Below are 13,965 nucleotides of genomic sequence, written 5' to 3'. Positions count from 1 at the left end.
ATTAATGGACCGACGGTGATGTCATGAAATAGCGAGGATAAAAAAGGTCAAAATAAAAACCTATTTTATTTTTAAAAACATAAGGCAGCGTGTGCTGCCTTAAAAAAAGATAACCGGAATAGTTAGCGACGAACGGCAATCGCTTCGATTTCGATTTTTACGTCTTTCGGCAGACGCGCCACTTCCACGCAGGAGCGCGCCGGGAAGGTGGCGTTGTGCTCGGTGAAGAACGCTTCGTAGGTGGCGTTCACGGTCGCGAAGTCGTTCAGATCTTTGACAAACACGGTGGTTTTCACGATGTCGCCCACTTTCAGGCCAGCCGCTTCGACGATGGCTTTAACGTTTTCCAGCGACTGACGCGCCTGAGCGGACACGTCTTCCGGTACGCTGCCGGTTTTTGGATCAACCGGGATCTGACCGGAAGTGATGATCATGCTGCCCAGATCTACGCCCTGAACATAGGGACCGATAGCCGCAGGTGCATTTTCCGTCGCGATAGTTTTGCTCATGATTTCTCCTGAATACAGCGGTAAAAGAAAGTTCCCGACAATTATAAGGAGCCGGGAATTTATAACCAACCCCAATTAGTTGGCCAGCACCACATAATGAGAAAACTCTTTTTCGCAGTATTTGCATTTGAGCGCAATGTCATCCGCGCGCTTTTTCACTGCAAAGCTGGAGGAAACCGGCTCCGCATGGCTGATGCAGTTGCTGTTCGGGCAAACCAGAACGCTTTCAATGCGATCCGGCAGGCTTGGACGCGATTTTCCTACTACCTCGTAATTGTCGATCCGGTTCACGGTGGCCTGCGGCGCATACAGTGACAGCTGGTTAACCTGCTCAGCGGTCAGGAAGGTGTTCTCAATTTTGATCAGATCTTTGCGGCCCATTTCGCCGGAAGGGAGGTTGAGGCCGATGGTGATGCGCTGGTCGGTTTCGGTCAGCTTGAACAGGGTCAGCAGCTTAAAGCCTACCTGGGCGGGAATATGATCGATCACGGTGCCGCATTTGATCGCTTCAACCTGTAATTTATTGTCGTGTGTCATCGTTTATTCTCCCTTACAGTGCCAGATCGCGGGTCAGAACCAATGCCAGTAACGCCTGGCGGGCAAAAATACCGTTACCCGCCTGCTGGAAGTACCAGGCGTGCGGGGTTTTATCGACGTCGGTGGCGATTTCATCAATGCGCGGCAGCGGATGCAGCACCTTCATGTTTTCACGCGCGCCCGCCAGATCGCTGGCGCGCAGAACAAACTGCGCTTTCACGTTGGCGTATTCCGACGGGTCGAGACGCTCTTTCTGTACGCGGGTCATGTACAGAATGTCCACCTCCGCCATGACTTCCTCAATCGAGGCGTGCAGGCTCCAGGCGATGCCCTTTTCGTCGAGCATATCGAGAATGTACTGCGGCATCGCCAGCGCGTCCGGGGCGATAAAGTAGAAACGGTTGCCGTCGAACTTCGCCAGCGCCTGGGTCAGCGAGTGGACGGTACGGCCATATTTCAGGTCGCCGACCATCGCGACGTGTAGGTTATCCAGACGACCCTGGGTTTCCTGGATGGTAAACAGATCCAGCAGCGTTTGGGTCGGATGTTGGTTTGAACCGTCGCCAGCGTTCAGTACCGGCACCTGGCCGGAAAACTCGGTCGCCAGACGCGCGGCGCCTTCCTGCGGATGGCGCATCACGATAGCGTCCACATAGGTGCTGATCACCGAAATGGTGTCTGCCAGCGTCTCACCTTTTTTACCCAGCGACGTGTTCGCGCTGTCGGAAAAGCCCACCACACTTGCGCCCAGGCGGTGCATCGACGTTTCAAACGACAGGCGGGTACGCGTGGAAGCCTCGAAGAAACAGCTGGCGATGACCTTATGCTTTAGCAGCTCCGGCTGTGGATTCGCTTTTAATTTTGCTGCCGTCGCCAGCACCAGATTGAGGTCATCGCGGCTGAGGTCGTTTATGGAAATGATGTGTTTTTGATACAGCGGATTAGCCATGTTTATCTCCTGACGCCTGGGCAAAAAAAAGCCCCTCATTTGAGGGGCTGTGAATAGGTGAGCAACGGAAAGAAAAACGGCAGGCCAGCGTCTGTTTTCAGACGCGGTAAGACAGAATGTCGTACACACTGAACCATGCTTCCTCCCGGCAAATTGTCCGCGATTATACCCAGCTCCGTTTATGGATCAAGCAAAAAAATGCTCATTTTATTCAAAGCAAACGGTTTTAATGAATACTAATTCATTTTGAGTAAGTAATTAATCTGCTTGTGGACAAGGCCGGTGCGCTGTACGACCCGGGGGGCCACCCAGACAATACTGCTGCCAGCGATAACCCCGAGGATCTCCGGCAGGGCGTGGTAATCGAGGATTCTGGCGACCGCGCGGCCATATCCGGCAACGGTATGGATAAGGATAAATTCGCTGTTGTGATCCACGCTGACCACCATTTCAGCAATCGAACGGGCGGCATCCGGCGCAGGGCGCAGTTGCGGATTCACGGAATAAATTTTTTGACCCTTTGTATTTCGTATTTTTATGACGCCAAGCATTTTCAGCAGGCGCGACACCGTCGACTGACTGATGCTTTCAAACCCGTGTTCCTGCAGGTCGCGGCGTATCTCCTCCTGCGACAGGTAACTTTTTTCGGTAATCAGGCGCTGACAGACCGCCAGTTGCTGCTGCTCTTTGGCGGAGTAATCATCGTAATCCTTCATAAATGCACCTTATCTTTATTATTCGAACGCTACAGCATGGCGCCCACGCTCAGTACGGCCATGTTGAGCACCGTCAGGATCAGCAACAGCGGCGCAACCCATTTCAGATACCGCACGTAGGGAACGCGGGCGATCGCCAGGCCGCCCATCACCACTGCCGAGGTCGGGGTGATCAGGTTGACGATCCCCGACGCCGACTGGTACGCCGTAACAACCAGATCCCGCTGCACATGGGCAAAATCGGCCAGCGGAGCCATGATCGGCATCGTCAGTACCGCCAGTCCGGATGATGAAGGGACCAGGAAGGAGAGCAGAACTTCCAGCCAGTAGGTGACGTTGATGAAAATCGTGGTGGATAGACCGGAGACCAGATTCTCGGCGCTGTGCAAAATGGTATGAGTAATCATGCCGTTATCCATGACGACCACAATGCCGCGCGCGATGCCGATAATCAACGCCACGCCGAGCAGATCGCGCGCGCCGTCGATAAAGGTGCTGGTAAACGCTTCTTCTCCCATGCGGGCGATTACGCCCACCACGATCGCCGCCGCCAGAAAGACGCCAGAGATTTCGGCCATCCACCAGCCGCGCACCGCCACGCCGTAGATCATAATGGCGAAAGAGGCGGCGAAGATCAGCAGAATCCATTTGCGGGTGGCGGTGAAGGCCAGCAGGGTATCGGAACGGTTGCCGAGGAAGTGGGCGCGGTTTTCCGCCATTTTATCCGCCACGATCGACAGTTCAGGGTTGCTGCGTACCTTACGCGCGTAACGCATAACCCAGACCACGCAGATGAGATAGCCGACGAGCAGCAGAATGACGCGCAGCAGCATTCCCTGGGTGAACGGGATCCCGGCGGCGTTGGCGGCAATGACTGTGGCGAACGGGTTAATGGTCGAGCCCAACGTGCCGATGCCTGCGCCGAGCAACACGGTAGCGGCGGCAACCAGCGGATCAAAACGCGCCGCCATCATCACCGGTACCAGCAGCGTGTAGAAAGGGAGCGACTCTTCCGCCATCCCGTAAATCGTGCCTCCCGCGGCAAACAGCGCCATCAGGATGGGGATCATCCATTCCTCTTTGCCGTTAAGTCTGACCGTCACCCGCTCAATGCCCGCGTCGATAGCGCCGGTTTTGTTCACCACGCCGAGGAAGCCGCCGATGATCAGAACAAACAGCGCCACGTCAATTGCGCCTGCGGTGTAGGTTTCGTGATTGTACAAACCGTCAATGGGCGCCAGCAGCACAGCGGTAATGCCCTGCGGATGCGCCTCGGTGGGAGCATAGGTTCCCGCCACCGGAACCTCTTTGCCAAGCGTGGCGTTCATCGCCATCTGGTATTTGCCCGCCGGGACAATCCAGGTCATGACGGCGACCAGCGCGATAAGAATAAACAGGATGGTGTACGCGGTGGGAAATTTGAATTTACCCATGATTTTCTCTCCGGATATCACGGGCAGCCGCCGTCGTAGCGACCGCTGCCCGCAAGGGTTAGTCGCCGAGGGTCGCTACCATCACCGCTTTGATGGTGTGCATGCGGTTTTCCGCTTCGTCGAACACGATGGCGTGGTCGGACTCAAACACCTCGTCGGTCACTTCCAGCCCCTTCAGACCGTAAGCCGCTTCGATTTCGCGTCCTACTTTGGTGTGCTCGTTATGAAAGGCGGGCAGGCAGTGCATGAACTTGACGTTTGGGTTGCCGGTCGCGTTAATCACCTGCTGATTCACCTGGTAAGGGGTCATCAGACTGACGCGTTCCGCCCACGCTTCTTTTGGTTCGCCCATTGACACCCAGACGTCGGTATAGAGGAAATCGACGTCATAGACGCCTGCTTCCACATCCTCTGTCAGGGTGATGCGCGCGCCGGTGGTGCTGGCGATAGCGCGGCATTCGGCGACCAGCGCCTCGTCGGGCCAGAATGATTTCGGCGCCACCAGTCGGATGTCCATACCCATTTTCGCCGCGCCGACCATCAGCGAATTGCCCATGTTGTTGCGCGCATCGCCCAGATAGGCAAAGCGCAGTTCCGGCAGCGTTTTTCCTGGCGCATGCTCCAGCATGGTCATCAGATCCGCGAGGATCTGTGTGGGATGAAACTTGTCGGTCAGGCCGTTCCATACCGGTACACCGGCGTATTGCCCTAACTCTTCGACGATTTGCTGACCGAAGCCGCGATATTCAATGCCGTCATACATCCGTCCCAGTACCCGGGCGGTGTCTTTCATCGACTCTTTATGACCAATTTGCGATCCGCTCGGACCGAGATAGGTCACCTGCGCGCCCTGGTCGAAGGCTGCAACCTCAAAGGCACAGCGGGTGCGGGTGGAGGTTTTTTCAAAAATCAGCGCGATGTTTTTACCGCTCAGTTTTTGCACCTCACGCCCGGCTTTTTTGGCCGCTTTCAGTTCGATTGCCAGATCGATCAGCGACTGAATTTCCGCCGGAGTAAAGTCCAGAAGTTTCAGAAAGTTACGTTTTTTCAGTGAAATAGCCATGTATCTGTCCTTAAATCGTGTAGGCCTGACAAGCGCCGCGCCGTCGGACGATGTCAGCGTTTCGTTGCCGGATGACGGCGTTGCGTTATCCGGTCGACAAAGAGATGAATGAAATAAAAGGGATTACGCGTCGGCAGTTTCGCGTCGGATTAACGTGCCTTTATCGCCAGCGAGGATCGCCGGGCCATCGGTCAGCGAACCAATCCCGGCAATGCCATGGCAGCGGCTGACAAACTCTGCGCAGGCGGTGACTTTCGGCCCCATCGACCCCGCGTCAAACTGCATCTCGCTAAGCAATTCCGGGGTCACCTGCGCCAGCGGACGCTGCGTGGGTTTACCCCAGTCGAGATACACGGCGTCGGCGTCGGTCAGGATCAGCAGCGCGTCGGCGCGGATCTGGCTGGCGAGCAGGGCGGCGGAGAGGTCTTTGTCGATCACCGCTTCAATGCCGTGGTAACCGTCCACTTTTTCAATGACCGGCACGCCGCCGCCGCCGTTGCAGATCACCAGATGATCGCGGGCAATCAGCGCCTGAATCGCACCGCTTTCCACAATGCGTCTGGGCTGTGGCGAAGGCACCACGCGGCGGAACGCGTTGCCGTCGGCTTTGAATACCCAGCCTTTTTCCGCCTCCAGCGCATCAGCCTGCGCCGCGTCATACACCGGACCGATGTATTTAGTCGGCTTGCGAAACGCCGGATCGTGCTCGTCCACTTTCACCTGGGTCAGCAGGACGCTGATTTCCCGCTGTGGTAACTGATTTTTCAGCGCCTGTTGCAGCATGTAGCCGATCATCCCCTGGCTTTCGGCGCCGAGGATGTCGAGAGGATAGGGGGTAACGCGGTCATAGGCGCTGTTCTGTAACGCCAGCAGACCAACCTGCGGACCGTTGCCATGCACCAGCACCACCCGCCACTGCCGGGTGAGCTGCGCGATGGTAGTCGCCGCCAGTTCGATGTTTTTGCGCTGAATATCCGCTTCCAGCGGTTCGCCGCGCTTAAGCAGCGCGTTGCCGCCCAGCGCGACAACCAGAGTCGGTTTCTGTGTCATGGTCGATTCCTTAAATGCCGTCGCGTTCCAGTGGGCAGCTCATGCAGCGTGCGCCGCCGCGCCCGCGTCCCAGTTCGTCGCCAGGGATAGGCAGTACGGTGATCCCCGCTTTGTCGTATTTCTCGTTGGTCCAGATATTGCGCTCGTAGCCCACCACAACGCCGGGGCGCAGGGTGAGGACGTTATTGGCGTCGTTCCACTGTTCGCGCTCGGCCTCAAAGGCGTCGCCGCCGGTGGTGATTAAGCGGACCTGATCGATGCCGAGCGCTTTTTCAATGGCGTTTACCAGCGTGCGCTCCTCGGTACGCTTCAGCCCGCCGCGCCCGTCCGGGGTCAGGGTCCAGCACTTGACGTCCTGACGCACCACTTCCGGGTACACGGAAAACGTGTCGATATCGATATGGGTCATCACCGTGTCGAGATGCATACAGGAGCGGTGTTTGGGCAGCTCAACGGCAATCACCCGTTCGGCCTGACGATGGGTAAACAGCGCCTGAGCCAGAAATTCAATGCCCTGCGGCGTGGTGCGTTCGGACATGCCGATTAATACCGCGCCGCGTCCAATCACCAGTACATCTCCGCCTTCAAGCGTGGCGTGGTCGTAATTAATGTTTTCGTCACCGAAATATTTAATAAATTCGCCGTCGGCAAATTGTGGGTGCCAGCGATATATCGCACGCAAATTATTGGTTTCACGCTGACGGGCGGGTTTCGCCATCGGATTAATCGAAACGCCGTTATATATCCAGCATGAAGTGTCGCGAGTGAATAAGTGGTTAGGTAATGGCTTCATAATAAAGTCATTAATATCGTGAGTATCCACCACGATATTTTTAATGGATGCCGGAATTTCACCGTACGTGAGTCCGCCGCTTAAATGCCGCGCCAGTTCCCGGTGCGGCATATCCGCCAGCCACGCGCGAATGTCGGCGGCAAAGGTTGGGCCGAGTCGGTAATCGGAAATTTGCGTCTCCAGAAGCCAGCGCCTGGCGTCAGCGATATCCAGGGTTTGTGTTAATAAATCAGTCAGTAACAGCACTTCGATGCCCTGTTGACGCAGGGTGTTGGCAAAAATGTCATGCTCCTCACCCGCACGTTCAACCGATAGCACGTCATCAAATAACAGCGCCTGACAGTTAGATGGCGTGAGGCGTTTCAGGCTGAGATTTGGGCGATGCAGCATTACGCTGCGCAGTTGACCGATTTCAGAACCAACATAATGTTTTTCCATTACGATACCTTCCACTCTGTTTCAGGAATAAAAAGGTGGTGGCTGCAAATAATCAGGTTATTCGCAGTCAGGACAGTGCAGATAATTTTCGTAAAGCATCATTAAATTAATTTCAGAGGGATTGTGTGATGGGATTCACATCAGGTGGGATATGTGTATTTTCTTAATTAATATATGACGGGGGTCTGAGAAATAACAAAAATAATAAGTTCTAAAATGAATTACTACGCAATTATGCGGCGGCTTATGCGGCAGTGTTAATTATTTGTTGGGGGCGATATATAAATTATCTCCGCTAACCGATTGATTTGTAAGGGTTGCTAAAAATTAACTGCATAAGTATGCGTAATGCTAATTATATTATTTAGGACCAAAATTAAATCATGCGATAATTATGAGAATGTTGCTCGTTAATGCAGGGAAAATGAAGTGTGATCGGCTGCTGATTTTTCCTGTAAAGAATTTAATAACAGCAGGTTAGGCAGCGTTAAGGAAACGCTGGTTTACCAGTTATGCAGAAAAAGCGCATAAATTACAATTAGCTGTTAACAGTCCATCAACAAGTCCGCCGATAAACATGCGCTGACGCAAAACTTCGTCAGACGGGGGTGGTGCTCCGCTAAAAATTCTCGTATAACAATTTAAAATGAAACGCTGTTTTAATTGTGAGGTATGAGATGATCGTCGGCAATATTCACCATCTGCAATCCTGGCTTCCTCAGGAGTTGCGCGAAGCCATTGAGCACATAAAAGCCCATGTCTCTGAAACAACAGAAAAGGGTAAGCACGATATTGACGGTAACCGACTGTTTTACTTGATTTCGGAAGACATGACCGAGCCGTTTGAAAAGCGTCGGGCGGAGTATCATGCGCGCTATCTGGATATTCAGATCGTTTTAAAAGGGCAGGAAGGGATGACCTTCAGCACGTTGCCAGCAGGAACGCCGGAAACGGACTGGCTGGCGGAAAAAGATATCGCCTTCTTACCGGAAGGTGAGCAGGAAAAGACAGTGATCCTGAATGAAGGCGACTTTGTCGTCTTTTATCCAGGAGAAGTCCACAAGCCGCTGTGCGCCGTCGGCGCACCGGCGCAGGTGCGTAAAGCGGTGGTTAAGCTGCTGGTAGCGTAATACGCCAGGGCCGGGCGGCGATTGCGCGCCCGGTCTCCGGCAACGGATTATTGCGATAACGTCGCGACCATTACCGCTTTGATGGTGTGCATCCGGTTTTCGGCCTGATCGAACACAATGCTGGCCGGAGACTCAAACACCTCGTCGGTCACTTCCATGCCGCCATGCAGCCCGTACTCTGCGGCCATTTTCTTGCCCAGCGTGGTCTGGTCGTCGTGGAACGCGGGCAGGCAGTGCAGAAACTTCACCTGCGGATTGCCCGTAAGCGCCATCATCTGGCTGTTGACCTGATAGCCGCGCAACAGCGAGATACGCTCTGCCCACTTTTCTTTTGGTTCGCCCATCGATACCCAGACGTCGGTATAGATAAAGTCCGCGCCTTTGACGCCTGCGGCAACGTCTGCGGTAAGAGTGATATTCCCGCCGTTTTTCTTCGCCATCGCCTGGCATTCTGCCACCAGCGCAGCCTCCGGCCAGCAGGACTCAGGCGCGACCAGACGCAGATCCAGCCCGGTTAAGGCGGCGGCTTCAAGCATCGAGTTGCCCATGTTGTTGCGCGCATCGCCCGCATACGCCAGCGTCATTTCGTTAAACGCTTTGCCCGGCAGATGCTCCTGCATGGTCAGCAGGTCAGCCAGCAATTGGGTCGGGTGAAATTCATCAGTCAGGCCATTCCACACCGGAACGCCAGCGTAGGCCGCCAGCGTTTCGACCAGTTCCTGGCCGTAGCCGCGGTACTGAATGCCGTCATACATTCGCCCGAGCACGCGGGCGGTGTCTTTCATCGACTCTTTGTGGCCAATTTGACTGCCGCTGGGGCCGAGATAGGTCACGCGCGCGCCCTGGTCATATGCGGCAACTTCGAAAGAGCATCGTGTACGGGTCGAGTCTTTTTCGAAGATGAGCGCGATATTTTTGCCCGTCAGTTTCTGTTCTTCTGTGCCGTTTTTCCTGGCAGCTTTCAGGGAGGCTGCGAGTTGCAGCAGCGCGGTAAGTTCAGCAGAGGTGAAATCGAGTAACTTCAAAAAATGCTTCTGATAAAAACCTGACATAGATCCCTCCTGAGGCATAAGCCACTTATTGAATTAAAATTCAATTTATATGGATGATTATGCAATTGCAACCCCGTTTAACAAATCTTTCCTGGAAAGGTGGAGGCAATGACGGCGGTGTGTGACAATAAGAGTATCGGCAGGACATTATGAGGAACGAGCTATGGCAAACCCGGAACTACTGGAAGAACAGCGTGAAGAGACGCGCCTGATTATTGAAGAATTACTGGAAGATGGCAGCGACCCGGACGCGCTGTACACCATCGAGCATCACCTTTCCGCAGACGACTTCGAAACCCTGGAAAAAGCGGCGGTAGAAGCGTTTAAACTCGGTTATGAAGTGACTGAGCCGGAAGAACTGGAAGTAGAAGAAGGCGACACGGTGATCTGCTGCGATATCCTCAGCGAATGCGCGCTGAATGCCGAACTGATTGATGCGCAGGTTGAACAACTGATGACCCTGGCGGAAAAATATGATGTTGAATACGACGGCTGGGGCACCTACTTTGAAGATCCGAACGGCGAAGAAGGTGAAGGCGACGACGACGATTTCGTCGATGAAGATGACGACGGCGTGCGTCACTAATTGCACAATGCGCTGAACGTGCGGCAACGCTGGTTGCCGCACTGTTTTGACAGGTTACACATGGATTACCCGCAAATACTCGCTCCGATTCTGCGCTTCCTGCACTGCCCAACGCCTCAGGCGTGGATTGACCAGGCGCGCCTCCCGCAACATCTTCCTCTGTTACTGACCGACCATCTGCTCTGCGAGCTGAAAGCAGCGCAAACGGCGATGCTGCTGGTGCGTAAGTACGTCGCGGATAAACAGGGGGCGCAAGCGCTGCTCGCCTGGCTTCAGCCTTATGAAGCGTTTGCCTTCCGTGACGGGCCGGAACCGGATTTCGTCGCGCTGCATAAACACATTGGTAAAAGCGTGATGCCGAAAACCGACGATCCGTGGGAACAGCGGTTGATCGACAGCATGGTACTGCTGATAAAAGAAGAGCTGCATCATTTCTGGCAGGTGCGGGAAGCGATGCAGGCGCGCAATATTCCCTATGTGAAAATCACCGCCAGCCGTTACGCCAAAGGGATGCTGAAAGAAGTGCGCACGCATGAACCGCTTACGCTTATCGATAAGCTCATTTGCGGCGCTTATATTGAGGCACGCTCCTGCGAACGTTTCGCTGCGCTGGCTCCGTACCTGGACGACGCTCTGCAGACGTTCTATCTTTCGCTTTTGCGTTCCGAAGCGCGGCACTATCAGGACTATCTGGCGCTGGCGCAACAGGTGTCACAAGAGGACATTTCGCCCCGCGTGCGCTATTTCGGAGAAGTGGAAGCGGCGTTGATCGCTTCGCCGGACAGCGTGTTTCGCTTCCATAGCGGTGTTCCCGTCGCCTCTTAATTTCGGTAGTTCTGTCTGGCGTAAGGTGACATCACAACGAAAGACGTGAAAAATGGCTCTCTTTTACGCGCGGATCCCTCACGCGCAGGCAAGGAATACCGATGAACTGGACACATGTCATACTCGCAGGCTACGTTGGCGCGATTCTCGCTATCGTCATTGGCCTGTTTCGTAAAAAGGGGTGGGTCGGGAAAGTCTCCGGCGCGGTAATTTTTATTGTGGCGATCGTGGCGTGGAATTTATTTGACGTTCACTATCTGATCCCACGCGAAAAAGCGGCGACGGGGCAGAGCGAAGAACAGCAGTTTAATGAGGCGATGACCACGCTGCCGACCATGCAGGTTTTGAAAGAGCAGGAGCCTGAACTCTGGAATCGTATCCGCGATCAGGCTGTTCAGATGCGTAAAGAAGGAAAATCTGAGCAGCAATTAATTGATACTGTGCAACCGCAGATATTGCAGATCCAGATGGCGCGCCTGCAAAACGCGCCGGATGATAATGTCATTAACTACATGAAAATCAATCTGGAGCAGATTGCTGCTGTGCAGAAAAAGGGGGATGACGCGTGTTTTCGTTTCCTCTTTCCGGCGGTGAAGGGCGGTATTAATCCGATGCGGATGATCTCACCCGAGATCATCAAACGCCGGATGGACAGTGACGTGGCGATGATGCGCGCAGCCTATGGGCCGAATAAACACACGGTGACGGATGCCGAAAAGCAACAGGCGTTGCAGGACCTGCGCAACGTGGTGCCGACGCTGGCGCAACGCTATGGCGATGATTTGCAAATTATGGCGGAACCGCAGAAAGGGATAGGCAAAGAGAAAATTGCCTGCAATCTGGTGCAGGACATGTGGACGGAAGTTCTGACGTTGCCAGCAGCCAACGCCGCTGGCGTCATTCGACTTTCGGTATCCCCTGAAATGCAGTAGCGGCGCTTACAGGGGTTTGAGCATCCGCACTTCGCAGTCGACGTGCCCGGTACAGCCCAGCGGCTCGCTGATATGCTCAAACCCTAGATGTTCGTACAGGCCGATGGCTTCGCGCAGAAAAGCCGTGGTCTCGAGATAACAGCGTTTGAATCCCTGCTCACGGGCGTGGTCCAGCGCCATCAGCGCCAGTTTCTTAGCGAGCCCCTTCCCTCGAATGGTCGGCAGAAAGTACATTTTTTGCAGCTCGCAAATGTCCGGTTCGCTACAGGTCAACGGCGCAATCCCGCCGCCGCCCACCACTTCACCCTGACACTCCACCACCCAGTAGGCGTGACCCGGCTGGCAATACAGCTGATATAACGCATCCAGATTCGGATCGGCAACGGTGTAGCCTTTGTCAGCAGTAAGGCCATATTCGGCGGAAACCTGGCGGATAACGGCGGCAATTGCCTGATTATCGTTAGCCGTCAGGCGACGTAAGGTGGGGGAAAAGTCGACAGCATTCATTGTACAATCCGGATAAATTACGCAAATAATCCGCACTAATAGCACCCTCCGCTAAGTGATGCAAGCGCCTTATCGCGCGTAGGAATTATGTAAATCAAAACATGAATAAGGTATTATTCTTTTACAGGTAAACTATTGCCTGCTAATTATGTGCATTTTTAAGGAACAATTTTTCAGGGATCTAATATGCAGGAAAATCTTATAAAGAGTGAGCCTCCGTCTCATCGTTTTCATTTTCGCGGCGATGGCGGTAGCTATTTTCTTATTTGTCTTGTCAATTCATTACTGGTTTTAATTACGCTGGGTATTTATTTGCCTTGGGCGCTAATGAAATGCCGCCGCTATATTTATGCCAACATGACGCTAAACGGCCAACCCTTTAGCTGGAACATGAAAGGTGGCGATATATTCCTGAGCTGGCTAATGTTGGTGGTGATATATATCGCAGGTGTCGGATTTATTAGCATGGAGTACGTTGCGGTTGGCGCGATGATTCTGGCGCTGCTGATCTTATCGCTTCCCATACTGATGATGAAAAATCTGCAATGTCAGGCGATGATGACCTCGCTGAACGGCGTTCGCTTTGGCTTTCGATTTTCTTCTGTGAAGGCGATGTGGAATCTGCTGTTTCTGCCGGTATTGTTGATACTGGCACTGGTCGTGGTGGTTTATTGCCTGTACCGGGTTTGCCCGCGCGAAAGTTTGGGCGAAATTATTTTTTCGGCGATTGCGCTGGGTCTGATATCGCTGGCGGGAATGGGCACGATCAGCGGCTTTCTCTACAGTCGCCTGATGACAATGGTGGGTGAGGGTGGCAGTTTTGGCATCCACCGTTTTTCGGTACAGGTTAACCTCCGGCACTGCATTAAGTCGGCGATTCTGGCAATGGCGGCGTTAATTCCGTTTCTCACGGTGATCGGTTTTATGGCCGTTGCGTTGATCAAATCCGCCGCAGAACTGGACGTGACGGGGATGTCGGAAGACGAGATAGAGACGCTAATTCTTATCGAATACCAACGACAGATTATGATGATGCAGATTATTTATTATCTGGGCTTTGCGGTATCGACCAGCTATCTCATCGTCGCGTTTCGTAACCATTTCCTCAATAACCTGCAACTTGCCGACGAACATATCCGTTTTCGCTCTACGCTGAGCTGGCATGGGATGGTGTACCGGTTGGGCGGCCTGTATCTGATTTCAGGGATTACCGGCGGGCTGGCCTATCCGCTGCTGCGCGTGTGGGTGATTAAATGGCTGGCGGAGAACACCTGCGTGGTGGGCGATCTGGATACGCTGGCGCTGAGCGACAGCGATGAGCGGCTAGATAACGGTCTGGTGTCGCGCCTGTCCCGCGGCGTGATGCCGACGCTCTATTTTATGTAAAAAAAAGCCGGATGGCGTGACCGCTTCTCCGGCTTTAATCTTGTGAGCCGGACAAGACA

The 13,965-nt window shown here is 53.9% G+C and carries 16 protein-coding genes; 5 read left to right on the top strand and 11 right to left on the bottom strand.

Annotated features, from left to right (window positions below; genetic code table 11):
* Window positions 1-122: 122 nt before the first annotated feature.
* From ridA to arcA, 9 genes are all read right to left on the bottom strand, one after another.
* Window positions 123-509 carry a 2-iminobutanoate/2-iminopropanoate deaminase gene (gene ridA, locus OOJ60_RS13340; RefSeq protein WP_000047541.1) on the bottom strand — a complete coding sequence of 129 codons (387 nt, stop codon included), beginning with the start codon at window positions 507-509 and terminating at the stop codon, window positions 123-125.
* Between the two features lie 75 nt (window positions 510-584).
* A complete protein-coding gene (gene pyrI / locus OOJ60_RS13335; RefSeq protein WP_012907399.1) occupies window positions 585-1,046 on the bottom strand; it encodes an aspartate carbamoyltransferase regulatory subunit in 462 nt (153 codons plus the stop codon).
* A gap of 13 nt (window positions 1,047-1,059) precedes the next feature.
* Entirely contained in the window at window positions 1,060-1,995 is a 936-nt protein-coding gene (gene pyrB, locus OOJ60_RS13330) for an aspartate carbamoyltransferase (protein ID WP_042289420.1), read from the bottom strand.
* A gap of 35 nt (window positions 1,996-2,030) precedes the next feature.
* Window positions 2,031-2,132 (bottom strand): pyr operon leader peptide, encoded by a 102-nt coding sequence (gene pyrL, locus OOJ60_RS13325; RefSeq protein WP_042321688.1) that lies wholly within the window; start codon window positions 2,130-2,132, stop codon window positions 2,031-2,033.
* Between the two features lie 99 nt (window positions 2,133-2,231).
* On the bottom strand, window positions 2,232-2,711 hold the full coding sequence (locus OOJ60_RS13320) for an arginine repressor (RefSeq protein ID WP_205612714.1): 480 nt from the start codon (window positions 2,709-2,711) through the stop codon (window positions 2,232-2,234).
* Between the two features lie 29 nt (window positions 2,712-2,740).
* Window positions 2,741-4,144 (bottom strand): YfcC family protein, encoded by a 1,404-nt coding sequence (locus OOJ60_RS13315; protein WP_042289414.1) that lies wholly within the window; start codon window positions 4,142-4,144, stop codon window positions 2,741-2,743.
* A 58-nt stretch (window positions 4,145-4,202) separates the two neighbouring features.
* A complete protein-coding gene (argF, locus tag OOJ60_RS13310; protein ID WP_205612713.1) occupies window positions 4,203-5,207 on the bottom strand; it encodes an ornithine carbamoyltransferase in 1,005 nt (334 codons plus the stop codon).
* A 123-nt stretch (window positions 5,208-5,330) separates the two neighbouring features.
* A complete protein-coding gene (gene arcC / locus OOJ60_RS13305) occupies window positions 5,331-6,257 on the bottom strand; it encodes a carbamate kinase (RefSeq protein WP_205612712.1) in 927 nt (308 codons plus the stop codon).
* A 10-nt stretch (window positions 6,258-6,267) separates the two neighbouring features.
* A complete protein-coding gene (arcA, locus tag OOJ60_RS13300) occupies window positions 6,268-7,488 on the bottom strand; it encodes an arginine deiminase (protein WP_060570902.1) in 1,221 nt (406 codons plus the stop codon).
* A 677-nt stretch (window positions 7,489-8,165) separates the two neighbouring features.
* Here arcA and OOJ60_RS13295 point away from each other — a divergent pair.
* Window positions 8,166-8,618: a YhcH/YjgK/YiaL family protein gene (locus OOJ60_RS13295; RefSeq protein ID WP_042289403.1), complete on the top strand. Its 453-nt coding sequence runs from the start codon at window positions 8,166-8,168 to the stop codon at window positions 8,616-8,618.
* A 47-nt stretch (window positions 8,619-8,665) separates the two neighbouring features.
* Here the strand turns inward: OOJ60_RS13295 and argF (OOJ60_RS13290) are convergent, their stop codons facing one another.
* Window positions 8,666-9,670, bottom strand: coding sequence for an ornithine carbamoyltransferase (gene argF, locus OOJ60_RS13290; RefSeq protein WP_042289398.1), 1,005 nt, complete (start codon window positions 9,668-9,670; stop codon window positions 8,666-8,668).
* 163 nt (window positions 9,671-9,833) lie between these two features.
* Between argF (OOJ60_RS13290) and rraB the strand changes: the two genes are divergently transcribed.
* The 3 genes from rraB to OOJ60_RS13275 all read left to right on the top strand — a co-directional run bounded on the left by rraB (window position 9,834) and on the right by OOJ60_RS13275 (window position 12,013).
* Window positions 9,834-10,256: a ribonuclease E inhibitor RraB gene (gene rraB, locus OOJ60_RS13285; RefSeq protein WP_199957023.1), complete on the top strand. Its 423-nt coding sequence runs from the start codon at window positions 9,834-9,836 to the stop codon at window positions 10,254-10,256.
* Between the two features lie 12 nt (window positions 10,257-10,268).
* Window positions 10,269-11,081, top strand: coding sequence for a tRNA isopentenyl-2-thiomethyl-A-37 hydroxylase MiaE (gene miaE / locus OOJ60_RS13280; protein WP_205612748.1), 813 nt, complete (start codon window positions 10,269-10,271; stop codon window positions 11,079-11,081).
* Window positions 11,082-11,182: 101 nt separating this feature from the next.
* The gene (locus tag OOJ60_RS13275; RefSeq protein WP_199957024.1) at window positions 11,183-12,013 is read left to right on the top strand and encodes a topoisomerase II; all 831 of its coding nucleotides are present in this window, start codon (window positions 11,183-11,185) and stop codon (window positions 12,011-12,013) included.
* A gap of 6 nt (window positions 12,014-12,019) precedes the next feature.
* Here the strand turns inward: OOJ60_RS13275 and OOJ60_RS13270 are convergent, their stop codons facing one another.
* Window positions 12,020-12,520, bottom strand: a complete 501-nt coding sequence (locus tag OOJ60_RS13270) for a GNAT family N-acetyltransferase (RefSeq protein WP_200035685.1) — start codon at window positions 12,518-12,520, stop codon at window positions 12,020-12,022.
* 186 nt (window positions 12,521-12,706) lie between these two features.
* Between OOJ60_RS13270 and OOJ60_RS13265 the strand changes: the two genes are divergently transcribed.
* Complete coding sequence (locus tag OOJ60_RS13265; protein ID WP_205612711.1) at window positions 12,707-13,906, top strand: YjgN family protein; 1,200 nt, start codon at window positions 12,707-12,709, stop codon at window positions 13,904-13,906.
* Window positions 13,907-13,965 lie beyond the last annotated feature (59 nt).

The organism is Citrobacter sp. R4 (assembly GCF_026719175.1).
Classification (GTDB): Bacteria; Pseudomonadota; Gammaproteobacteria; order Enterobacterales; family Enterobacteriaceae; genus Citrobacter_A; species Citrobacter_A sedlakii.
The sequence above is the reverse complement of the archived record's forward strand: the minus strand, read 5'-3'. Positions and strand labels throughout refer to the sequence as shown.